Annotated in this window: 17 protein-coding genes; 6 read left to right on the top strand and 11 right to left on the bottom strand. The window is 65.5% G+C overall.

The features are described from left to right. The first annotated feature begins 398 nt into the window (after window positions 1-398). The 4 genes from BAC01S_RS04885 to BAC01S_RS04900 all read left to right on the top strand — a co-directional run bounded on the left by BAC01S_RS04885 (window position 399) and on the right by BAC01S_RS04900 (window position 4,505). Window positions 399-1,499, top strand: coding sequence for a polyamine ABC transporter substrate-binding protein (locus tag BAC01S_RS04885; RefSeq protein WP_027793750.1), 1,101 nt, complete (start codon window positions 399-401; stop codon window positions 1,497-1,499). A 101-nt stretch (window positions 1,500-1,600) separates the two neighbouring features. Next, window positions 1,601-2,761, top strand: a complete 1,161-nt coding sequence (locus BAC01S_RS04890) for an ABC transporter ATP-binding protein (protein ID WP_027793751.1) — start codon at window positions 1,601-1,603, stop codon at window positions 2,759-2,761. Further along, window positions 2,758-3,690, top strand: coding sequence for an ABC transporter permease subunit (locus tag BAC01S_RS04895; protein WP_027793752.1), 933 nt, complete (start codon window positions 2,758-2,760; stop codon window positions 3,688-3,690). Before BAC01S_RS04890 ends, BAC01S_RS04895 begins: the two co-directional genes overlap by 4 nt. After that, window positions 3,687-4,505, top strand: coding sequence for an ABC transporter permease subunit (locus tag BAC01S_RS04900; RefSeq protein ID WP_027793753.1), 819 nt, complete (start codon window positions 3,687-3,689; stop codon window positions 4,503-4,505). The genes BAC01S_RS04895 and BAC01S_RS04900 overlap by 4 nt, the downstream gene beginning before the upstream one ends. Before the next feature lie 82 nt (window positions 4,506-4,587). Here the strand turns inward: BAC01S_RS04900 and BAC01S_RS04905 are convergent, their stop codons facing one another. Beyond that, window positions 4,588-6,006: a methyl-accepting chemotaxis protein gene (locus BAC01S_RS04905; RefSeq protein WP_027793754.1), complete on the bottom strand. Its 1,419-nt coding sequence runs from the start codon at window positions 6,004-6,006 to the stop codon at window positions 4,588-4,590. Window positions 6,007-6,172: 166 nt separating this feature from the next. Here BAC01S_RS04905 and BAC01S_RS35770 point away from each other — a divergent pair, with 166 nt between their 5' ends. After that, window positions 6,173-6,301 carry a hypothetical protein gene (locus BAC01S_RS35770; protein WP_281175877.1) on the top strand — a complete coding sequence of 43 codons (129 nt, stop codon included), beginning with the start codon at window positions 6,173-6,175 and terminating at the stop codon, window positions 6,299-6,301. A gap of 22 nt (window positions 6,302-6,323) precedes the next feature. Here BAC01S_RS35770 and BAC01S_RS04915 read toward each other — a convergent pair whose 3' ends face one another. From BAC01S_RS04915 to BAC01S_RS35455, 4 genes are all read right to left on the bottom strand, one after another. Continuing rightward, window positions 6,324-7,805 carry a flavin-containing monooxygenase gene (locus BAC01S_RS04915; RefSeq protein ID WP_027793755.1) on the bottom strand — a complete coding sequence of 494 codons (1,482 nt, stop codon included), beginning with the start codon at window positions 7,803-7,805 and terminating at the stop codon, window positions 6,324-6,326. 125 nt (window positions 7,806-7,930) lie between these two features. Then, window positions 7,931-9,109, bottom strand: coding sequence for a tetratricopeptide repeat protein (locus BAC01S_RS04920; RefSeq protein ID WP_027793756.1), 1,179 nt, complete (start codon window positions 9,107-9,109; stop codon window positions 7,931-7,933). Between the two features lie 115 nt (window positions 9,110-9,224). Continuing rightward, window positions 9,225-9,905, bottom strand: a complete 681-nt coding sequence (locus tag BAC01S_RS04925; protein WP_027793757.1) for a PspA/IM30 family protein — start codon at window positions 9,903-9,905, stop codon at window positions 9,225-9,227. Between the two features lie 371 nt (window positions 9,906-10,276). Beyond that, window positions 10,277-10,927 carry a hypothetical protein gene (locus BAC01S_RS35455; RefSeq protein ID WP_027793758.1) on the bottom strand — a complete coding sequence of 217 codons (651 nt, stop codon included), beginning with the start codon at window positions 10,925-10,927 and terminating at the stop codon, window positions 10,277-10,279. Window positions 10,928-11,554: 627 nt separating this feature from the next. Between BAC01S_RS35455 and BAC01S_RS04935 the strand changes: the two genes are divergently transcribed. Further along, complete coding sequence (locus BAC01S_RS04935) at window positions 11,555-14,071, top strand: penicillin-binding protein 1A (protein ID WP_027793759.1); 2,517 nt, start codon at window positions 11,555-11,557, stop codon at window positions 14,069-14,071. Between the two features lie 258 nt (window positions 14,072-14,329). Here the strand turns inward: BAC01S_RS04935 and BAC01S_RS04940 are convergent, their stop codons facing one another. From BAC01S_RS04940 to BAC01S_RS04960, 6 genes are all read right to left on the bottom strand, one after another. Continuing rightward, complete coding sequence (locus BAC01S_RS04940) at window positions 14,330-14,860, bottom strand: hypothetical protein (RefSeq protein WP_027793760.1); 531 nt, start codon at window positions 14,858-14,860, stop codon at window positions 14,330-14,332. Window positions 14,861-14,865: 5 nt separating this feature from the next. Further along, entirely contained in the window at window positions 14,866-15,531 is a 666-nt protein-coding gene (locus tag BAC01S_RS33665) for a type II toxin-antitoxin system MqsA family antitoxin (protein WP_084168204.1), read from the bottom strand. 2 nt (window positions 15,532-15,533) lie between these two features. Continuing rightward, window positions 15,534-15,938, bottom strand: a complete 405-nt coding sequence (locus tag BAC01S_RS04945; RefSeq protein WP_027793761.1) for a hypothetical protein — start codon at window positions 15,936-15,938, stop codon at window positions 15,534-15,536. 381 nt (window positions 15,939-16,319) lie between these two features. Beyond that, window positions 16,320-17,921 carry an efflux transporter outer membrane subunit gene (locus BAC01S_RS04950; RefSeq protein WP_245616504.1) on the bottom strand — a complete coding sequence of 534 codons (1,602 nt, stop codon included), beginning with the start codon at window positions 17,919-17,921 and terminating at the stop codon, window positions 16,320-16,322. Then, entirely contained in the window at window positions 17,918-21,055 is a 3,138-nt protein-coding gene (locus BAC01S_RS30325) for an efflux RND transporter permease subunit (protein ID WP_043201146.1), read from the bottom strand. The genes BAC01S_RS04950 and BAC01S_RS30325 overlap by 4 nt, the downstream gene beginning before the upstream one ends. After that, complete coding sequence (locus tag BAC01S_RS04960; protein ID WP_027793763.1) at window positions 21,052-22,191, bottom strand: efflux RND transporter periplasmic adaptor subunit; 1,140 nt, start codon at window positions 22,189-22,191, stop codon at window positions 21,052-21,054. The genes BAC01S_RS30325 and BAC01S_RS04960 overlap by 4 nt, the downstream gene beginning before the upstream one ends. Window positions 22,192-22,338: the final 147 nt, after the last annotated feature.

Genomic DNA, 22,338 nt, shown 5'->3' on the forward strand with positions numbered 1-22,338 from the left:
GCGAGAGGGCACGGCGATGGAGTGGTCATGCAGATCGAATAAGCGACGCTCCCCCGCGTTGGCGAATTCGCAGGCGTTGTAAGGTTTTGTCAGGTAGGACGATCCGGTGCCCGGACTCTTGCCCTGGCCGCCCGGCGGCGGCCTGTGGCGGCAGGCGTCGCACGAAAACAGCACGCACGGTTTTTTTGGTAGACACGCGCGCAGAACCGGCTAAAATTGCGCGCGATTTGTCGTCGGGCAACGTCGACCCGGTCTGTCCCGTTTGCGCGACAGGCTGGCGTTTTTTTTGTCGCCCGACATGATTGGTGGTAGGTTTCGGGAAGCTTGGGGGAGCCGCGCGGCGCGCGGCATGACACGAAGCAGGCGGCCGGCAGGGGCTGGCCAGGACGGAGAACGGAATGAAGAAAAAGGTGGTGGCACGACTGGCCGCGCTGGTGCTCTGTGCAGCGCCGTGGGTGGCGTCGGTGGCGAAAGACACGCAACTGAACGTCTACAACTGGTCCGATTACATCGCCTCCGACACGATTCCGAACTTCACGAAGCAGACCGGCATCAAGGTCAAGTACGACAACTACGACAGCGACGACACGCTGCAGGCCAAGCTCCTCGCGGGCAACTCGGGCTATGACATCGTCGTGCCGACCAGCAACTATGCGGGCAAGCAGATTGCCGCCGGCATCTTCGCGCCGCTCGACAAGTCGAAGCTCCCCAACCTCAAGTATCTCGATCCGCAACTGATGTCGCTGATCGCCGGCGCGGATCCGGGCAACAAGTTCGTGGTGCCCTGGGCCTACGGCACGACTGGCCTCGCGTACAACGTGACGAAGGCGCAGCAGTTGCTCGGCAAGGACGTGCCGCTCGACAGCTGGGACGTTCTCTTCAAGCCGGAAAACCTCTCGAAGCTGAAGGCCTGCGGCGTCTCCGTGCTCGACGCGCCGGACCAGATGTTCGCCGCCGCGCTGCACTATATCGGCAAGGATCCGATGTCGACGAACCCGGACGACTATCGCGCCGCGCTCACGATGATGAAGAAGATCCGGCCTTACATCACGCAGTTCAACTCGTCGGGCTACATCAATGACCTCGCGGGCGGCGACATCTGCTTTGCCTACGGCTGGTCGGGCGACGTCGTGATCGCCAAGCACCGCGCAATGGATGCGAAGAAGCCGTACAAGATCGAGTATTACATTCCGAAGGGCGGCGCGCCGATCTGGTTCGACGTGATGGCGATCCCGAAGGACGCGCCGGACAAGGAAGCCGCCCTCCAGTGGATCAATTACATCGAGACGCCGCAGGTGCACGCCGCGATCACGAATGCCGTCTATTATCCGAGCGCCAACGCGGAAGCGCGCAAGTACGTGAACAAGGACATCGCGAACGACCCGGCCGTCTATCCGCCGCCCGAGGTCCTGAAGACGCTGTTCCTGCTCAAGCCGCTGCCGCCCGAGATCCAGCGCCTGCAGACGCGCCTGTGGACCGAGTTCAAGTCGGGACGCTAAAGCAGGCGGCGCAGGACTGATGCATTACCCGAGCCCTCGGCAGGTTGCCGGGGGCTTTGTTCGTCAACCCCGTCCATCGACCAGGCAGGGCAGAGAGAATCATGAGTGACCAGTCGAGCGCACCGGCCGCTGCCGGCGTGCCGCCTTCGGGCTTTTCCGCGTCGGCCACCGCCGCAGACAACTTCGTGCAGGTGATCGACGTCGTCAAGAAGTTCGGCGAAACGGCGGCCGTCAAGGGCGTCAATTTGTCGGTCAAGAAAGGCGAGCTGTTCGCGCTGCTCGGCAGCTCGGGCTGCGGCAAGTCCACGCTGCTGCGCATGCTTGCCGGCCTCGAAACCGTCACGTCGGGCAAGATCCTGATCGACGGCGAGGACCTCGCCACGTTGCCGCCGTATCGCCGGCCGGTCAACATGATGTTCCAGTCCTACGCGCTGTTTCCGCATATGACGGTCGAGTCGAACGTCGGCTTCGGGCTGCGTCAGGAAGGTGTCAAGAAGGCCGAACTGCAGGAACGCGTGGCCACGGCGCTCGAACTCGTGCAGATGTCGCGCTATGCGAAGCGCAAGCCGCACCAGCTCTCGGGCGGCCAGCAGCAGCGCGTCGCGCTCGCGCGCTCGCTCGTCAAGCGCCCGAAGCTGCTGCTGCTCGACGAGCCGATGTCGGCGCTCGACAAGCAGATTCGCCAGCGCACGCAGATCGAACTCGTCAACATTCTCGACAAGGTCGGCGTTACCTGCATCATGGTCACGCACGACCAGGAAGAGGCGATGACGATGGCGAGCCGACTCGCCGTGATGAGCGAAGGCGAGATCATCCAGCTCGGCACGCCGAACGAGGTGTACGAGTATCCGAATACCCGTTTCTCGGCGGAATTCATCGGCTCGACCAATCTGTTCGACGGCACCGTCGTCGAGGACGAACCGGATCACGTCTATGTCGAGTCGTCGGACCTTTCCACGCGTCTTTACGTGAGCCACGGCATCAGCGGGCCGCTCGGCATGCCCGTCACGATCTCGGTGCGGCCGGAGCGCATCGCGCTCACGCGCAAGCCGCCCGAGGGCGCGTTCAACTGGGGCCACGGCGTGATCATGAACGTCGCGTACATGGGCGGCTACTCGCTCTATCACGTCAAGCTCGACTCGGGCAAGACCGTGGTCGCGAACGTCTCGAGCCTCGCGATCTCCGAGATCGAGTCGCCGGGGTGGGGCGACGAAGTGTATGTACGCTGGAGCGCGTCGGCCGGCGTGGTGCTGACGTCATGAACGCGACGCTCAGAAAAATCGCGAACTGGCCCGCCCGGCGCTTCAATCTGACCGGCCGCACGGCCGTCGTGGCGGGGCCATTCTTCTGGCTCCTGCTGTTCTTCCTCGTGCCGTTCATCCTGGTCGTGAAGATCAGTTTCGCGGATCAGCAGCTCGGCATTCCGCCCTATACGGAACTCACGTCGTTTGCCGACGGCGTACTGCACGTCGCGCTCGACCTGTCGCACTACGCGTTCCTGTTCCAGGACAGCCTGTACTTCGCGACCTACGTGAATTCGGTGATGGTGGCGGCGATTTCCACGCTGCTGTGCCTGCTGATCGGCTATCCGATGGCGTATTACATCGCGCGCTCGAATCCCGCCACGCGCAATATCCTCATGATGGGGGTGATGCTGCCGTTCTGGACGTCGTTCCTGATCCGCGTGTACGCCTGGATCGGCATTCTCAAGAACAACGGACTGCTGAATAATTTCCTGATGTCGGTCGGGCTCATCCATACGCCCATCGAGCTCTATCACACGAACACGGCCGTTTATATCGGCATGGTCTATTCGTACCTGCCGTTTCTCGTGATGCCGCTTTACGCGCACCTCGTGAAGATGGACCTGACGCTGCTCGAAGCCGCCTACGACCTCGGCGCGAAGCCGTGGCGCGCGTTTCTCGAAATCACGCTGCCGCTCTCGAAGAACGGCGTGATCGCGGGCTGTCTGCTCGTGTTCATCCCGGCGGTGGGCGAGTACGTGATTCCGGAACTGCTGGGCGGCGCGAACACGCTGATGATCGGCCGCGTCATGTGGAACGAGTTCTTCGACAATGCCGACTGGCCGATGGCCTCCGCCGTGACCTGCGCGATGGTGCTGCTCCTGCTCGTGCCGATGGCGCTGTTCCAGCACTACCAGGCGAAGGAACTGGAGGGCCGCGGACGATGAAACCCAATCGCGTTCTGCAGTTCATCGCGCTGGGCCTGGGCTTTGCGTTCCTGTATATCCCGATCGTCAGCCTCGTTGTCTACTCGTTCAACGAGTCGCAACTCGTGACGGTCTGGACGCGCTTCTCGACGAAGTGGTATCAGGCGCTCGCCACCGACGACGAGCTCATCAACGCGGCGTGGCTCTCGCTCAAGATCGGCCTGATGACGGCATTCGCCTCGGTCGTGATCGGCACGTGGGCGGGCTATGTGCTCGCGCGCATGGGGCGCTTTCGCGGTTTCACGCTCTACACGGGCATGATCAACGCGCCGCTCGTGATTCCCGAAGTGATCCAGGGTATCTCGCTCCTGCTGCTCTTCGTGGAAATGGGCAAGCTCCTCGGCTGGCCCGCGGGGCGCGGCGTGTTCACGATCTGGATCGGCCACGTGATGCTGTGTATCTCGTACGTCGCGATCATCGTGCAGTCGCGCGTGAAGGACCTCAATCCCTCGCTCGAAGAGGCAGCGCTCGATCTTGGCGCGACGCCGCTCAAGGTGTTCTTCGCGATTACGCTGCCGCTCATCTCGCAGGCGCTCGCCGCCGGCTGGCTGCTCTCGTTCACGCTCTCGATCGACGACCTCGTGCTTTCGGCGTTCCTCTCGGGCCCCGGCTCGACGACGCTGCCGCTCGTGGTGTTCTCGCGCGTGCGCCTTGGTCTGAATCCGGAGATGAACGCGCTCGCCACGCTGTTCATCGCGGTCGTGACGGTCGGCGTGATTCTCGGCAACTACTTCATGCAGCGCGCCGAGCGCAAGCGCATGGCGATGGCTGTCTGAGCGCCGGCAGCTCCTGTGCCGTGAAACGGCGCGCGGGCAGTTTCTGCCGCGCGCCGTTTTCTTTCGTTGTCCCGCATCCGCCTCAGAGCCGGTAGCCCATGCGCAAACCGCCCCAATGCCGGCCGTTGACGAAGATCGGCGCGGAGGCGTCCTTCATCAGCGCGAACTGGCCGCCGCCCATGTCGCGGCGGTAGGTCTGCAGGAGGAACGGCTTGGTATGCGAGCCGGCGCCGATGCCGGTGCGGTCGCCGAAAATACGCCGGTTGCGGCAGTGGGCGGCATTCCAGACCGGGTCATCACCCTGCGGCTGCGAAAATTTGCGGTTGTGCGTCGGGATGTAGCCGCGCGGATCGATCGCCACGCAAAACGCCACGCGCTCGTCGAAGGCGAGCAGCGGCTCGATGATCGCCGGCAGCACGCGGTCGGTGAAGGCCGCAAAGCGCGTGATGTGCTGCTGCGGGCTGGTATTCGGCACGGGCACATAGGTACTGTCGAAGAGGTCGGCTTCGCCGATGTCGCCACGCGCGAGGGCCGACTCGAACAGCTTGCCGACTTGCGAAGCCGCCCGCTGCACGGCGGTGATGAAGCGCGTGTCTTCGGTCTCGACGCCGGTTTCGGCGCTCAGTTCGATCAGCGTCTCCGAAACGTCGAGCAGGCGTCCCAACTGATCCTTCGCCTGGGCGAAATTGCGGCTCGAATCTTCCACGCCATCCGCCATCTGTTGCACCTGCGCTTCGAGTCCGTCGCATTTCGCCTCGATCTCGCCGGTCAACTGGGCGATCTGGCCGGCGTGTTCGTCGAGCTGGGTGATCGCCGCGCCGGTGCTTCGCACGGCTTCGCCGATCGTGTGCGTGCCTTCGCGGACGCGATGCGCGCGCCCGGTATTCGCCGCGCCTTCGACGATGAGCCGCTCGGTCTGCTGCGTGAGCTGGGCGAGCGTCTGTTCGATCTGCCCGGTGGCTTGCGCCGTCTTGGCGGAGAGATTTTTCACTTCGGCAGCCACGACGGCGAAGCTCTTGCCCGATTCTCCCGCGCGCGCGGCCTCGATGGCGGCATTCAGGGCGAGCAGTTGGGTCTGGCGCGCGATCAGCGAGATTTCTTCCGACACCTTCGAAACGTGCGCGAGGGCGGTCTTGAGCGCGCCGATCTGGCTTTCGATGACGGTGACGCCTTCCACGAGACCGTGGATGTCGGCGAGCGACGCGTCGATGGTCTGCTGGGAGGATTGCACGGTGGCCGCCGTGCCGGTGCTGACCTCGCGCATCGCGCGGGCCGCGGCGGCGATCTGGTGATTGCCGGCCAGCGTATGCGCCGCCGACTCGCGCAGCGCGTGACACACGGCGGCCTGATGCTGGACGCGGGCCGCGACTTCGTCGACGTGGCCGGACACGTCGCAAATCTCCATGCCGAGGCGGCCGGCATGCGCCGCGATATCGCCGATGATACCGGCCGACCTGCCCGCCCGGCCAGGGCCGCGCAGACGAAACCGCAAACGTGACATCGAATGTCTCCTTCCGATCGCACTGATCGTTCGGGCCCGGTCTGGTGTACGAACGCCGGGCTCTCAGAGCTATTAACGGCCAGTCATGTCGGGACTTGAGCGCGCGCCGGTGGCGGGCGCTATGATCGGGGAGCGCGGGCCGCAGGAGTTCCGCTGTGGGAGTCCGATGATCGAACGCATGCTGAGCGAGGGCGCCGCCGCGTCGCTCTGGCAGCAGCTGGTGCTGCTGTGGGAACTGATTGTGATGGTTTGCCGCTTTCTGTGGGGGCTGCTGAGGCTGCTTGGGGGTGGGTAGTGATACGGGGGATCCGCAATCGTCACCCGTCAAACTCATAATCGCTTTCGCGCACACGCCGAGTCCTGCGCCGGAAATCGAACGTGAAGCCCGGCCACAGCGACGTGTTCTTGCCGCCCCGGGTTTGATACCAGCTACGGCAACCCGATTGCCAGACGGTGCGCGCGAGCATCTGCTGCAGTGTGTCGTTGAACGCGCGCTGGACCTCGGGCCGCACGCGCATCGTCCGCGCGCCGCGGCGTTGCAGTGCGCGGATGCAGTCGGCGATATAGCGCACCTGCGACTCGATCATGTAGATCATCGAGTTGTGCCCAAGCCCCGTGTTGGGACCGACGATCAGGAAGAGATTGGGAAAGCCCGCGACGCTCGCGCCAAGGTACGCCTGTGGCCCGTCGCGCCGCCACACTTCGCCGAGATTCGCGCCACCCACGCCGGTCACGCGAAAGGGCGCGTCGACGTCGTTGACCTGAAAGCCGGTGCCGCAGATGATCGCGTCGAGCTGGCGGTGCGTGCCGTCGGTCGTGACGATGCCGTCGGCGACCACTTCGCGGATCGCGTCGGTGACGAGTTCGACGTTGGGCTGCGCAATCGCCGGGTAGTAGTCGGACGAGAGCAGCACGCGCTTGCAGCCGAGCAGATAGTCGGGCGCGAGCTTCGCGCGCAGGGCGGGGTCTTCGATCTTGCGCGCGAGATAGCCGCGTGCGAACTTCATGGGCGCTTCGAGCAGACGCAGATTGACGATGAAGCCGAGCGCCCGCGTTTCGTGCTGGCAGTACACGGCGGCGCGCGCCATGCGCTGCGCGAATGGCGCGCGGCGGTAGAGCGAGCGTTTGCGCTCGCCGATCGCGTGATCGCGGCGCGGCATGATCCACGGCGCGGTGCGCTGGAACACCGCGAGCCGCGCGACGCGAGGCTGGATATGCGGCACGAACTGGATCGAGCTTGCGCCGGTGCCGATCACGCCCACGCGCTTGCCGTCGAGGTCGTAGCCGTGGTTCCAGCGCGCCGAATGAAAGAGCGTGCCCTCGAAACGCTCGAGTCCGGTGAGATCGGGCAGCGCAGGGCGCGAGAGCGCTCCGTTCGCGGCAATCAGCAAATCGGCCACGATGGTGCGCGTCGTGCCGTGCTGGTCGATCTCGATGCGCCAGACACCGTCCGCTTCGTCGAAGCGCGCGGCGCTCACGCGCGAACGATATTCGATGAAACGCTCGATGTCGTACTTGCGCGCACAGTGGCGCAGATAATCGAGAATCTCCCGCTGGGGCGCGAACGCACGCGTCCAGTTGGGGTTGGGCTCGAACGAAAATGAGTAGAGGTGCGAAGGAATATCGCAGGCGGCGCCCGGGTAGACGTTGTCGCGCCACGTACCGCCGAGATCCGCCGCCGCCTCGTAGAGCGTGAACGCGTCGATGCCCATGCGCCGCAGGCGGATCGCCATGCCGATTCCGGCAAAGCCGCTGCCGACGATGGCAATACGCGGCGCCGCGTCAGCCTGAGAAGCCATGTGCCGTTTCCTTGCGAGGGCGGCGTGCATTGCGCGCCGCCCTCCGATGAAAAACGGGCCCCGCGAGGAGCCCGTTGTCGTGAGTGCCGTCGTGCGCCTTCAGAAGGCGCGGGCGCATCGCGCGCTCAGGAGTTGCTCCAGTCGTCGGAATCGTTGCTGCCGAGGTCGACACCGCCGCCGGACCCGTCATCCCAGTCGTTGGAGCCCTGGCCGAGGTCCACACCGTTGCCGCCGCCGTTTCCACCATCGTCGCGCGGAATCCTGCGGCCGTCGTCGTCCACGTACACGTCGCGCTCGATCACGCGGTCACGGCCCTGGTTCAATGCTTCGCCGAGCAGCACGCCAGTCAGCAGCCCGCCCATGCCCCCCATCATGCCGCCGCCGCCCTGCTGCACGACGACTTGCGGCGGTTGTTGCGGCGGATAAGGCATCTGGGGCTGACGGCCGAAGGCGGCGTCGGCTTCGCGCGCATAGGCCGAGTCGCCGCCGTAGCCGGAGGGCGAGGCGGGGGCGGGGGCGTATTGTGCGTTCGGATCGGGTCGGCCTTCGGCGCGCGCCTTGAGGCTTTCGAACTGGCGTTCGAGATCCTCGACCTGATACGGCGCGACCGGATTGGCGCTGTTCGAAAGCGTTTCGACGAGGCCGCGCAACTGCGCTTCGAGCCCTTCGACTTCCTTTTCGAGCACATCGTGGCCGGGCGCCGTCGAGAGCCGCACGTCGAGCTTCAGCGAGCGCACCGCGTTGAGCAGGTCGGTTGCGCGCTTGAGTTGATCGCGGCGATCGCCGCCGGCTTTCGCGTCTTCGTTCGACTTCGCGCGCCGCAACGTCCAGCGCAGCACGAGCGCGATGCCGACCAGCACGATCGCAATGCCGATCCATGCGCCCATGCCCGGGCCGTGACGCTGCGGCGCCGGCGCGACCGCCTGGGCCTGCTGCGCGAAAGCATTGTCGGCGCGGCTGGTCGTGACGTTGCTTGCGCGCGATGCGTCGGCGCGGATCTTCGCCTCGACCTGCGCGGAGTGCTGCGGCGTGGTGAAGCGCAGTTGCGGGTCGAGCGACTTCGCCTGCTCGACCTGGGCGAGCGCGTCGGCGTAGCGGCCTTCGCGGTCGAGCACCTGCGCATAGAGGTAATGCGCGCGCGCGTTGTTCGGGTGCGCCTGCAGGACCTCGACGAGGCCCGCATCCGCGCGTTGCCAGTCGCCCTGCGAGATGGCGGAATCGATCTGCTGGGCGCTCGGCACCGCGAAGGCGGCGCCGCTCACGAGCGCGAGCGAGGCGAGGGCAGCGACGAGATACTTTTTCATGTTGCAAGCCGGGCGGATTGGCGCCCGTCTCCATGACGATCGGAACGAGGATGCGGCGCGCGCGTGAGTTGCATGAGCAGCACGGCGCGCGGCCGCTTCCGGCCACGCTGGCGCGTTATTGCGCCGGCGTGTTCAACTGCTTCTTCAGCGCTTCGAGGCGCTCGTCCACCGAAGGACCCTTGTTCAGCGCCGCGAGCTTGTCTTCGAGCGCCTTGCCGCTTGCCGTGTCGGCCGAGTTCAGGCGTGCGTCTGAGCGGGCGTTCGAGAGCGAGACCTTGTCCTCGAGCTTCTCGAAGTCGGCCGAGAGATTCTTCCCGCCGATGCCGCCGAGCGCCGTGGCTGCGACATCCTTCGCCTGGGCGATCTGCTGCTTCGCCTGCAGGATGTTCGAGCGCGCGTTCAGGTCGTTGCGGCGCTGGCGCATGTCGTCGATCTGCTGCTTCAGTTGATCGACCGACGGCTCGAGCTTCGCGAGTTCCGCGGCGAGCGCGTCGCGCTCCGCTTCGGCCGTGCCTTGCGCGCCCAGCGCTTCGCGCGCGAGCGCTTCGTCGCCCGACTGCAGCGCGCGCTTCGCGCCGTCTTCGTACTTCTTCGCCTTGTCGGCGGCCACGTCGCGCTTGCTTTGCTGCGTCGCGACCTGTGCCTGGATCTCGACGAGCGCGTTCTCCGCTTTCGCGATGCTGTCGTCGAGTTCGCGCACGATCTGGCGGGCGTCGCGCGACGGGTCCTGCACCGAATCGGCGGCGTCGTTCAAGAGGCCCTTGAGCGTGCGCGAAATGGAGTCAAAAAGCGACATGAATTACCTCCGTGAATTGAGATCGGCCGCGATGGGCCGAGATGCACGCATGCGCGTTTTGCGTCGAGCGGCGTGGAGCCGTCCGCAGTCGCCCGCGGTTGTCGTCCGTGCTGCTTCCAGTGCCTGTTTCAGCGCTGTTTCCAGCTTACGCCGCTTTGTGCACAGCGGGCATGCAGCGCGCAAATCGGGGCGCCTTTGCCGATTGCAAGTGGGCAATCGAAACGGGCGAACGCATTGCCGGTATTTCCGCAAGCGCCGCCCGGCGCCATCGCTCGCGGATATTACACCAGGGGTCGCTTAAAGGGGACTTAAAGGGTCGATGGCTCGGTGCAGGGGCGGGCCGAGGCGCGTGCGGCGCCCGTCACGCGAGGTCATGCAAACTTGCCGTCCTCGGGCGCGCCGCCGTTTTGCCCGTCGTGGCGAGCGTCGGCATCGCCGTGCGGAAGCGTCGTGCGCGCGAACGGCGACGGGCCGCTCAGCGACTGCAGCGGTTCGGCTTCGTCAAGACCGGCGGAACTGGCGAGCGGTGCTTCGGCATCCTCCGCTTCGGCAGCGAGGCGCGCGATGGCCTGGCCGATTTCGCGTGCGGCGTTGCCGATCCCGGCTTCGGCGGAGGTTTCCACGGATTCCTCCGGCGCGGCGCCGTTGGCGGCGTCGTGCACCGCACCGTCTTGTGCGCGAACCTGCGCAGCGGTTTCCTCCGCTTCCTCGTCTTCATGCACGGCAAGTGTCGCGGCATCGGCCGCCGGTGCGGGAGCGAGGCGCAAAGGGCTGCCGCGGCTCGGGCGCTGCGGCCTGGCCGCCCGGCGCAGCACCTGTGCGAGCGCATCGGGTTCGCGCGGCGCGTTCAGGCGATCCACGATGCTCGCGGCCTTCACCTGGTCGCTGGTGGCGCTGAAAGCGATCACGGCCCGGCGCATCAGTTCGCTGATGCTGATGCCGAGTTCGTCGGCCGTAGCCGAAATGGCACGTTTTTGCGCGGGCGTCACGAAGACGACGATGCGTTCGCTGGGCTTGTTCATGATCGGCTGGCTGTTGGGGTCGGCAACGGGTGACCTCGGGTCCCGTCCGGGCGGCGGCCATCCGGCCGCTCGCGCGTGACTGTTCGATGACGGCCGCGTATCGCGTATCGGGGGCGTATCGGGGCCGGGCGGGGCGTGCAGCAGTGTGTCCATCATACGGCCATGCGGCGGGTGCGCAATGACTGCGTGCGCACGGGGCCGCGCGGCGCCGCGCAAGAATATTCCGGCTACACGGCGCCCGTTTCCGCTTTTTGACGCGCATTGCCACGTCGACGCGACAACTTCTGCGAAGGACGTCGCAATTGGCGCAAAGAGGCATCTTTTGTTCGGGAAAGCGCGGCAGGCCGCTTATGGAAAGCCGTTTGAAAGTGCGTTTTGAGAATTTTTTACAAAAAATCCCCGTCCGGCCGTGCGCGGAATTCTTTAGAATGCGCTGTTACCTTGCGCGATGGTGCGCTGCACCGCGCGTCGCGCGACCGGACGGGGGCGTTGCCGGTCGCGTTGCGACGGCCGGCGTGAGCCGGTTCGCCGCTTGCCGCATTGGCGCCATGACGCCATGATCACGATCCTTGCGCGCGCCTGCCGCGCGCAGCCGGGTGCGCGGCAGACGCGCCAATCATTCCAGTCATGCCTATCATTAAACGACCGTCTTCCCCGCACTTCCCGAGCGACGATCGGGAACCTTCCTTCAACAACGGATCGCCTCCGCGCGGACCCGACCGGCCGGACCGCAACGACTCGTCGCGCGACGGCGGCCGGCGCCGCCGTTCGATCTTCACCTCGATCGTGCTGGGGTTCTTCGGCCTGATCGCGACGCTGATCGTCGTGGGCGCGCTGATCGTCGGCTATGGGCTCGTCGTGATGGAGCCGCAGTTGCCGTCGCTCGATGCGCTCACGAACTATCAGCCGAAGGTGCCGCTGCGCATCTACACGGCCGACCACGTGCTGATCGGCGAATTCGGCGAGGAGCGCCGGCAGCTGGTGCGCTTCCAGGACATTCCCGACGTGCAGAAGAAAGCTGTTCTCGCCATCGAGGACTACCGTTTCTACGAGCACGGCGGCGTGGACTTCATCGGCATCCTGCGCGCGGGCTTCGCCGACCTGATGCATGGCGGCGCCTCGCAGGGCGCGAGCACGATCACGATGCAGGTGGCGCGCAACTTCTTCCTCTCGAGCGAGAAGACCTACACGCGCAAGATCTACGAAATGCTGCTCGCCTACAAGATCGAGCGGGCGCTCACGAAGGATCAGATCCTCGAGCTGTACATGAACCAGATCTATCTGGGCGAGCGCGCCTACGGCTTTTCCGCGGCGGCGCGCGTGTACTTCGGCAAGAATCTGAAGGACATTACGCTCGCCGAAGCGGCGATGCTCGCGGGCTTGCCGAAGGCGCCGTCGGCGTATAACCCGATCGTCAATCCGCACCGCGCGAAGATCCGTCAGGAGTACATCCTCAAGCGCATGCTCGACCTTGGCTACATCACCCAGGACCAGTACGACGAGGCGATCAAGGAACCGCTGCGCACGCGGACGGCCGGCAACGAGTACAGCGTGCACGCCGAGTACATCGCCGAAATGGTGCGGCAGATGATGTACGCGCAGTACAAGGACGAGACCTATACGCGCGGCCTCACGGTGACGACCACGATCGATTCGGCGGATCAGGAGGCGGCCTACGACGCGGTGCGCAAGGGCGTGATGGCCTACGAGCGCCGTCACGGCTACCGCGGGCCGGAAGGCTTCGTGCAGTTGCCGCCCGAAGGCGACGATCGCGACCAGGCCATCGAAGACGCGCTCACCGACCACCCCGACAACGGCGAGATCGTCGCCGCGGTGGTGACCGAAGCGGGACCGAAGGCCGTCAAGGCGCAACTGCTCGACGGCACCGCGGTCACCGTGAGCGGCGACGGCTTGCGCTTCGTGGCGGCCGCGCTGTCGCAGCGCGCCTCGCAGACGCTGCGCATTCGCGAGGGCTCGATCGTGCGCGTGGTCGAAGACGCGAAGGGCAACTGGGAGATCACGCAGCTGCCGCAGGTGGAAGGCGCGCTCGTCTCGCTCACGCCGCAGGACGGCGCGATTCGCGCGCTCGTGGGCGGGTTCGACTTCAACAAGAACAAGTTCAACCACGTCACGCAGGCGTGGCGCCAGCCGGGTTCGAGCTTCAAGCCGTTCATCTATTCGGCTTCGCTCGAGAAGGGTCTCGGGCCGGCGACCATCATCAACGATGCGCCGCTGTATTTCCCGCCGAGCACGCCGGGCGGCGACGCGTGGGAGCCGAAAGACGACGACCAGCCTGACGGTCCGATGCCGATGCGCGTCGCGCTCGAAAAATCGAAGAACCTCGTGTCGATCCGCATTCTGTCGTACATCGGCACGAAGTACGCACAGGACTACGTGACGCAGCGCTTCGGTTTCGACGCCGACAAGACGCCGCCGTACCTGCCGATGGCGCTCGGCGCGGGTCTCGTCACGCCGCTGCAGTCGGCGAGCGCCTATAGCGTGTTCGCTAACGGCGGCTATCGCATCAACCCGTACCTGATCGCCGAAGTCGACGACGCGCGCGGCCAGCCGATCCTGCGCGCGCAGCCGCTCGTCGCGGGCCAGAACGCCCCGCAGACGATTCCGGGGCGCAACGCCTATGTCATGAACAGCCTGCTGCATTCGGTGGCGACGTCGGGCACGGGGGCGGGCACCAACGTCCTGCATCGCGACGACCTGCAAGGCAAGACCGGCACGACCAACGACGCGAAGGACGGCTGGTTCGCGGGCTATCAGCGCTCGCTCGTTGCCGTGGCGTGGATGGGCTACGACCAGCCGAAGAGCCTCGGCAGCCGCGAGTTCGGTGCGCAGCTCGCGCTGCCGATCTGGGTGGACTACATGGGCCGGGCGCTGCAAGGCGTGCCGCAGCAGGAGCCGCCGATGCCCGACGGCCTGACGACGATCGGCGACGAGCTGTACTACAGCGACATGACGCCGGGCAGTGGCTTCGTGGCGAGCATCGGCCTCGATTCGGCGGGCGCGCCGGGCGGAGCGAGCAACGCGAGCGATGCCGTGGGCGGTGTAGGCGCGGGCGGGATGACGCCGCCCGATGTGAGCTCGAGCGAGAAGCAGCAGATCATGAACTTGTTCGAATCGAACAAGTAGTCGTGTATTTAAGCCTCATTCAGCGCGGCTTCGGGGGATGTCACTTCGAATGCTGCGCTGTGGCCGCATCCAATTTGTGCCGTGGCGCTATTTGACCACCGCGAGCCACCGGGCTCATGCAACAGGGCCGCGGCGGCTCGCCCTTTGAATGTGCGATGGACGGTCTTGTCCCGCTTCTTTTCGCTGAGGCAGCGACTGCTTGCGTCGCACTCCTAAGCGGTTGCATTATCAGCCGGGTCACTAGCTGGCCGGTAGCGATCAAAGAAATATTGGGGCTTCGGTCAATCCGGAAAGCGACAGTGCACGTTCGTAGGACTGTGATATTGCGCGCCCCGGATCCATTTCGTTGTTTCGAATCGCCACCTTGAGAAGATTATGTAGATAGGTCGAGCGCGTCACGTGCAATTGAATCGCCTCGCGAGCTTCGTAAGTGGGAAGACCAATGCCGACCCCGCGAAAGCCAGCTTTGAACCTGATCCCTGGCAATCCGGGTACAAGGTCCAAATGAGACTCAAACAGCAATCTCCAATTGATCTCGTTGATTAAATCGAGGATTCTTTGCCGTGGGAGCAAAAGGATATCAGGGCCAATGTACGAATAGAAACGCAGCAAGGCTGCGTTTGAATACGACAGTACAATCATAGACCACGAGACGCCCTCGGAATCGGAGAAGCCCAAGCTAGTCAGCTCTGGAGCACCATTAGTGGGCTCGGTGTTCTCCGTGGTAAAAAGCAGCCCGTCAGACGTTAGGATCTGACGAAGAATAGCTGTATTGGTGAGTGCGGGCATCTTGGTCAATGAACGGAGTGTGCTTCAGAGGCGTTGCCCTTAGGCCAAGGATTGAGTTTAGGCGGCTCCGTAACTGCGACCCTGTTGGCTACGTCGGTCCCTGTACTGGCGATTGCCGGGCCTATATACATGACCAACACATTGACGGGGGGCGCCACCGGGGCGATTTCTTTGGGGTGATTTATCTGTGTGCAATGCCGCAAACTCTCGCCGAAATCCTTTGGATGCTTCAGTGCAGCGATCGCCTCATCGCCAAAGTGCGCGGCTAGCCGAAGTAGTTTATCCATGGCTTGACTCTGCAGAACCTCGCCACTTTCATATTTGTTGAATGACTTTGGGCCACCACCAAAGAGTTCTGATGCTTCCCTTTGCGTTAGGTCGAAGAGCATTCGCAGGCGTTCAATATCTCCACCTGAAAGCAGCCCGAGCTGCTTTCGCAGGTACTCTCGCTTTTCAGCGTAGGCTTCCTTCATCAGCGCGTGGTTTGCCTGCGTTTGCTCTTCTGTGAACCATCGTTGGCCACATTTGGCGCAGACCGATGCGCTCAGTCCTTCAAGGTCTAGTACAAGTCCCCTGAATTCCAGCGCGTCGCTATAGTTGGCCGGAGAAGCTTCAGTGCTGCCGCAATGTGGGCACGCGGCTCGCTGAAGCGCTGCTCTCAATTTGGGCATGGTTACTTATTTCCTGACGAATGCATTGTTACGAGGCCAGTCCATGAGCCGTCGAGGTCCCGGACCAGCGCGATCTTCAGCGATATAGAGATGCAGCCCATCCTGGGCTCATCAGACCTGTGGCGTTCTTCATCATCCCAGTGAATTTCGTATTGGTCGGCATCTATAAACGGACGACCAGGGATACCACAAATTGCACAATTCGATACGGGCTTCTGGAAATCATCCTCGGTTAGGCCTAGAAGCATGGCCTTGACGTCATCGTTCGTCCATTCGAGCCGATCCATGAATTTCCAGGCTTCGCCGAACCAGGCCCGGCCGTCGAGCTCGTTAAGAAAGTCCCATTCGTCCGCTTCAACCAGGGCTTGGAGCTGCTTGAGGTCGCAGTATCGCATAGTGACCGACAATCACCATTATGGTGATCTATTGGTGTATTTCAAGTCGGATGTGTGTCTCAGCGCCATGGCCGCTGGCGGACGAGATGCGCCGCTGGCTCATTGTAGCCCTCAGGTCGAAAAAAGTGCCGTAGTAAGAACTAGCCTTATGCGATCTGTTGATGCTTATACGGGGTACGTTCGTCACCGGTGGCGGGGGAAATTTTTCCTATTTGTTATGTGATTAAGCTTGGAGCTAGGCCTCTGCCGATTTGCGCTGCTTCGAGACGGATTTCGACGCACATTGTTAAGGCGCTCGATTCACTGTGGTCTTGTCATAGGGCGGGATCAGATTGGTGCTTGGTGGGCGCGCCAAGCTTGGCCGGTACGTATTGTTGTGCCGCTGGCCGGGGCTCAGTCGGCTGAGGGAGTGGGTGGCGGCGTATCCGGCTTCGCGGCCGGCTGCGTAGCGGCCCCCGTGTCGGTAGCCGCCGTGTTTGCGCTGGCCGCCGTCGGCGGATTGCCCATCGCCTGGAACAGCGCGGCCGTATCGGAAAGCCGCTGCCCGCGATAGCGGATCTCGTCGAGGCGCGCGTTGCGCCATTGCTGCTCGCTCTGGCGCACCGCGTAGTAAGGCACGGCGCCAAGCCGGTAGCGCGCGTTCGTTTCCTCGTACACGCCCTCCGAGGCCTGCGCGGAAGCACTGGCCGAATCGAGCGCCTGGGCGTCGTGCTCGAGCGAGGCCAACTGGTCCGCCACGTTCTGGAAGGCCGCGAGCACCGTCTGGCGATACGAGGCGTTGGCGGCGTCGTAGGACTGCAGCGCCGCGCGCCGCTGCGCAACGAGCTCGCCGCCATGAAAGATGGGCTGCGTGAGCGAGGCGCCGATGGCCCACAGCGCACCGGCGCCGGAGGCCGCCATCGGCCACGAGAAGCCCGCCTGGCCGAGGCCCGCCGAGAGCGTGATGCTCGGGAACATCTGGGCGGTCGCGGCGCCCACGTCGGCGGCGGCGGCCCTGAGCGTCGCGTCGGCGGCCTCGATGTCGGGACGCGACTTCAGCAGATCGGACGGCACCAGCACCGGCACCTGCGCGGGCAGCGTGAGGCTCGCGAGGTCGAGGTCGGGCGGCGCCGCGTCGGGCGTGCGGCCGAGCAGGACGGCGAGCGCGTGGCGCGTCGTGCTCAGTTGCTGGCGCAGCACCGGCAGGTTGGTCGCGATCGAAGCCGCGCTTTGCTGCGCGTTCAGCAGGTCGGTGTGCGAGACCGCGCCGAGCGCGTAACGCTTCGCCAGATCGTCGGCCTGCGCGTTGGCGAGCGCGACCAGTTGCCCGGTCGTGTCGATCTCGGCATGCAGCATTGCCGTGCCGAGCGCCGCCGCGACGATGTTCGCGGCGAGCGCGCGCTGCGCCGCTTCGAACTGGAACGCCTGCACGTTCACGCGCGAGGCCTGCGCGGCGTTGTTCAGCCGGGTCGCACCGAACAGGTCGAATGAATAGCGCACCTCGACGACACCCGCGAAGATGTCGTACTGAAGCTTGTCGATGCCGAGCGGCGGAATACCGGGCGTGCGCTGGCGCTGCGCCGTGCCGAGCGCGTCGACGGTGGGCAGCATCGAGCTGCCGATCTGGCCGCGCAACTGCTCGCGTGCGGCCTGCAGGCTATGGTCGGCGGCGGCGAGGTTCGGGCTGTTGCGCAAGCCTTCCTCGACGAGGGCGTCCAGCGCGTCGGAGCGGTACAGCGTCCACCATTGCGGCACCGGCTGCGCGCCTACGACGAACTGCTGCGCCACGCCTTGCGCCGCAACCGTCTGCGCCGGCTGGGGATCCGCGCCGTAGTGGGCGGGCTGCGGCATTGCGGGCGCTTCGCCGCTCGGCCCCCATGCGCAGCCGGCGAGGCTTAGCGCGGCGAGCGCGGTCGCCCACGCGCAGGCGCGCAGCGCCGGGTGCCGCCGGCGCGACTCGACAGGCGGCGCCGCGTTGCGATCGATCGGCATGACTAACGGGTTCGTGGCGCTCATGATGCATTCTCCGCGTCGGAGCCCCGCTCTCCGGTTTCGCCGGTCTCGCTGCTGCGCACGCGGAACGCCGCGGCATAGAGCGCCGGCAGATAGAACAGGGTGAGCACGGTGGCGCTCGTGATCCCGCCCATGAGCGCGGAGGCCATCGGCCCGAAGAAGTTCGAGCGCAGCAGCGGGATCAGCGCGAGCACGGCGGCGGCAGCCGTCAGCGTGATGGGCCGGAACCGCCGCACCGTTGCGCCGACGATGGCGTCGAAGCGCTTGTGCCCTTCGCGGATGTCATGCTCGATCTGGTCCACGAGTATCACCGAGTTGCGCATGATGATGCCGAACATCGCAATCACGCCGAGCATCGCGACGAAGCCGAACGGCTCGTGAAACAGCAGCAGCGTGAGCACGACGCCGATCAGTCCGAGCGGCGCGGTCAGCACGACCATCATCACGCGCGAGAGGCTCTGCAGCTGGATCATCAAGAGCGTGAGCACGGCGATGGCGAGGATAGGCAACTGCACGAAGATCGACGCCTGGCCCTTCGCGCTTTCCTCCACGGAGCCGCCCACTTCGATGCGATAACCCGTGGGCAGCGAAGCGCGGATCGGCGCGAGCTGCTTCTCCACTTCGTGCGTCACGTCGATGCCTTGCGCGCCGGCCTTCACGTCGGACTGCACGGTGATGGTGGGCTGGCGGTCGCGCGACCAGATCACGCCGTATTCGAGGTCGTTCGCGAGATGGCCGAGCGAGCCGAGCGGTACCGGTCCGTTGGGCGTCGGCATGGCGAGCGTCAGCAGATGGGCGGGGTCGACGCGCTCGGCGGCGGGCGCGCGCAGATCGACGCTGATGAGCTTGTCGCGTTCGCGGTACTGCGTAACGGTGTAGCCCGAGAGCGTCATCTGCAGGAAGTTGGCGACGTCCTCCGACGAAACGTTCAGCGCGCGCGCCTTCTGCTGGTCGATCTCGAAGTGCAGCGATCGTTCGGCGGGCTCGTCCCAGTCGAAGCTGACGTTGTCGGTGCGCGCGTCGGCGCGCATCGTCGCGGCGACGCGCTCCGCGATGGCGCGCACCGTGGCGATGTCGTCGCCGCTCACGCGGAACTGCACGGGGTAGCCCACGGGCGGCCCGTTCTCGAGGCGCGAGAGGCGCGTGCGCACGGCGGGGAAGTCGTTGCGCAGCTTCGTTTCGAGCCATGCGGCGAGCTTTTCGCGGTCCTCGATCGACTTCGCCGTGATGACGAACTGCGCGAAGTTCGGCTGCTGCAACTGCTGGTCGAGCGGCAGATAGAAGCGCGGCGCGCCGGTGCCGACGAAGTCGACCGCATGATCGATCTCGGGGCGGCCCTTGAGCGCGGCTTCAAGGCGGCGGGTTTCGCGCAGCGTGGCGTCGAACGAGGCGCCCTCGGGCAGGCGGACGTCCATGAGCAGCTCGGGCCGGTCGGAGCTCGGGAAGAATTGCTGCGGCACGAGCGTGAAGCCGAGCAGGGCAACCAGAAAGAGCGCGATCGTGAGCGCGAGCACGACGAAGCGATATTCGATGCACCAGCCGATCCAGTGCCGCAAGCGGTGATAGAAGCGCGTGTCGTAAATATCATGCTCGTGCCCGTCGGGCTCGTGGGCCGCGCGCTCGCGCTCGGGCAGGAGCCGGTAGCCGAGCAGCGGGATCAGCACGACGGCCGCGAACCACGAGGCGATCAGCGCGATCGCGGAGACCTGGAAGATCGAGCGCGTGTATTCGCCGGTGCTCGACTTCGCAAGCACGATGGGCAAAAAGCCCGCGACGGTGACGAGCGTTCCCGTGAGCATCGGGAAGGCGGTGCTCGTGTACGCGAACGCCGCGGCGCGCGTGCGGCTCCAGCCTTGGGCGAGCTTCACGGCCATCATCTCGACCGAGATGATGGCGTCGTCCACGAGCAGGCCGAGCGCAAGCACGAGCGTGCCGAGCGAGACCTTGTGCAGGCCGATGTCGAAGAGATACATCACGAGCGAAGTCACGGCGAGCACGATGGGGATCGTGATCACGACCACCATGCCGGTGCGCACGCCCAGCGAGACGAGGCTCACGAGCAGCACGATGCCGACGGCTTCCGCCACGGCCTCGACGAAGTCGTCCACGGACCGCGAGACCGCGTGCGGCATGCTCGACACTTCGACGAGCCGCAGGCCCGCGGGCAGCCCGGCGCGCAGTTGCGCGACGCGCGCGTCGAGCGCCTTGCCCAGACGAATCACGTCGCCGCCGGGCTGCATCGTGAGGCCGATGCCGAGCACGGCGTTGCCTTCGAAGCGCATCTGCGTGGCGGGCGGGTCGTCGTAGCCGCGCCGGATCGTGGCGATGTCGCCGAGGCGAAAGCTGTGGCCGTTCACGCGGATCAGCGTGTCGGCCAGCGCCTGCAAGTTCTCGTACTGTCCGCTCGGGCGCACGAAGACGCGGTCGTCGGCCGTGGTCAGCGTGCCCGCCGGCGAGACGCTGTTCTGCGCGCCGATGATCTGGCCGAGCTGCGTGGGCGAAATGCCGAGGCGCGTGAGCTGCGTGTTCGGGATCTCGATGTAAATGCGCTGATTCGGGTCGCCGAAGTAATCGACCTTGCCGACGTCGGGCACGCGCAGCAGCTCTTCACGCAGCTTGTCGGCGTAGTCGTGCAGCTGGGCCGGCGAGAAACCGTCGCCTTCGAGCGCATAGATGTTCGTGTAGACGTCGCCGAACTCGTCGTTGAAGAACGGCCCCTGCACGCCGGGCGGCAGCGTGGCGGCGATGTCGCCCACTTTCTTGCGCACCTGGTACCAGGTGGGCTGCACTTCGCTCACGGGCGCCGAGTCCTTCATCGTGAAGAACACGAGCGACTCGCCGGGGCGCGAATAAGCGCGCAGGAAGTCGATATAAGGCGTTTCCTGCAGCTTGCGGCCGATGCGCGTGGTCACCTGATCCTCGACCTGGCGCGCGGTCGCGCCGGGCCAGAAGGTCTGGATCACCATCACGCGGAACGTGAACGGCGGATCTTCGGACTGCGAAAGACGCGTGTAGGAGAGGGCGCCGAAGAGCGTCGCGAGCGCGATGATGAAGATCACCAGTGCCTGATGCCGCAACGCCCACGCCGACAGGTTGAAGCGCCCCTCTTCGTGATCGGAGGCCGGAACCTGGCTCATGACGCGAAATCCTCGGGATGGAGCGGCGGCACCGGGTGCACTTTCTCGCCCTCGGTGACGGTGTGCACGCCTTGCAGCACGATCTGGTCGTCGTCGGCGAGGCCGCTCGTCACGGTGATCGTGCGCGCGTCGTAGCGCGAGACCGCCACGCGACGCAGCTGCAGCACGTTGTCGGGTTTGTGGATGATCCAGAGCGCCGGCGCGTCGCCGTCGTGGAAAAGCGCGGTGGCCGGGATCGTGTAGGTGCCGCTCGCGGCCGCCCGGCTCGCCGCGATCGCGACGTTGGCCGTCATGCCGAGGCGTACGGCAGCGTCCGGATTGGCCAGCGTGAGTTTCACGCGCCAGGTGCGGCTCTGCGGATCGGCGGCGGCGGCGATTTCGCGGATCTGCGCCGTGTACTGCCGCCCAGGCAGCGCCGGCAGGCTCACCTGGGCGCGCTCGCCGACGGCGAGGCCGGCAACGGCGGTTTCGGGCAGATCGCAGACCACGTCCACGTCGCCCGACCACGCGAGCTGATACACGGCCTGGCCGGATTGCACGTTCTGGCCCGTGTCGGCGTTTTCGGCGGTAATGACGCCGGCGTGATCGGCGACGAGCTGCGTGTAGCGGCGCTGGTCCTCGGCGAGCGCGAGCTGCTGTTGCGCCTGATCGCGCTGCGCCACGGCCGAAGCGTAAGCGTTCTGCGTCTGCTCGAACTGCGCGCGGGCAATGAGATTGGCGGCAGCCTGGGCCGTGTCGCGATCGAGCTGCTGCTTCGCGTAGGCGTAGTTGTGCTGGGCAGCCGCGAGCTGTGCGGCGGCGCTGGCCGCGTTCTTCTCGAAGTCGGACGGATCGAGGCGCGCGACGACCTGGCCCGGTTTGACGGTGCCGCCCAGGCGCACGCTGCGCTCGATGACCTTGCCGGCCACGCGGAACGAGAGCGGCGTCGAATAGCGCGCTTCGATATCGCCGGGATAGCTGGCCTGCGGGCCGGTTCCGTCAGGATGCACGATCATGAAGACGACGGGGCGCGGGGCCTCCGGCGGCGGCGCTTCCTTGCCGCAGGCGGCGAGTGCCGCGGCGGCGCACAGCGAGAGGAGACCGGCCAGGCGGCGCCAGCGCGAGCGCCCTGATGACCCACTGGACTGCATGCGCATCCTGCCCGATGCGCCACGACCGCGACGATTCACATGGACCTCGATTTGCCAGGGGCGCAGGCAAGATACCGGGCCTGGCGCGGCGCACCGCATGGCGCGGGCGCGGCCGGACCCGCTTTGCGCTCGCGCACACGGGATTCATTTACA

Origin of the sequence: Paraburkholderia acidipaludis NBRC 101816 (genome assembly GCF_000684975.1) — a bacterium.
Taxonomy (GTDB): domain Bacteria; phylum Pseudomonadota; class Gammaproteobacteria; order Burkholderiales; family Burkholderiaceae; genus Paraburkholderia; species Paraburkholderia acidipaludis.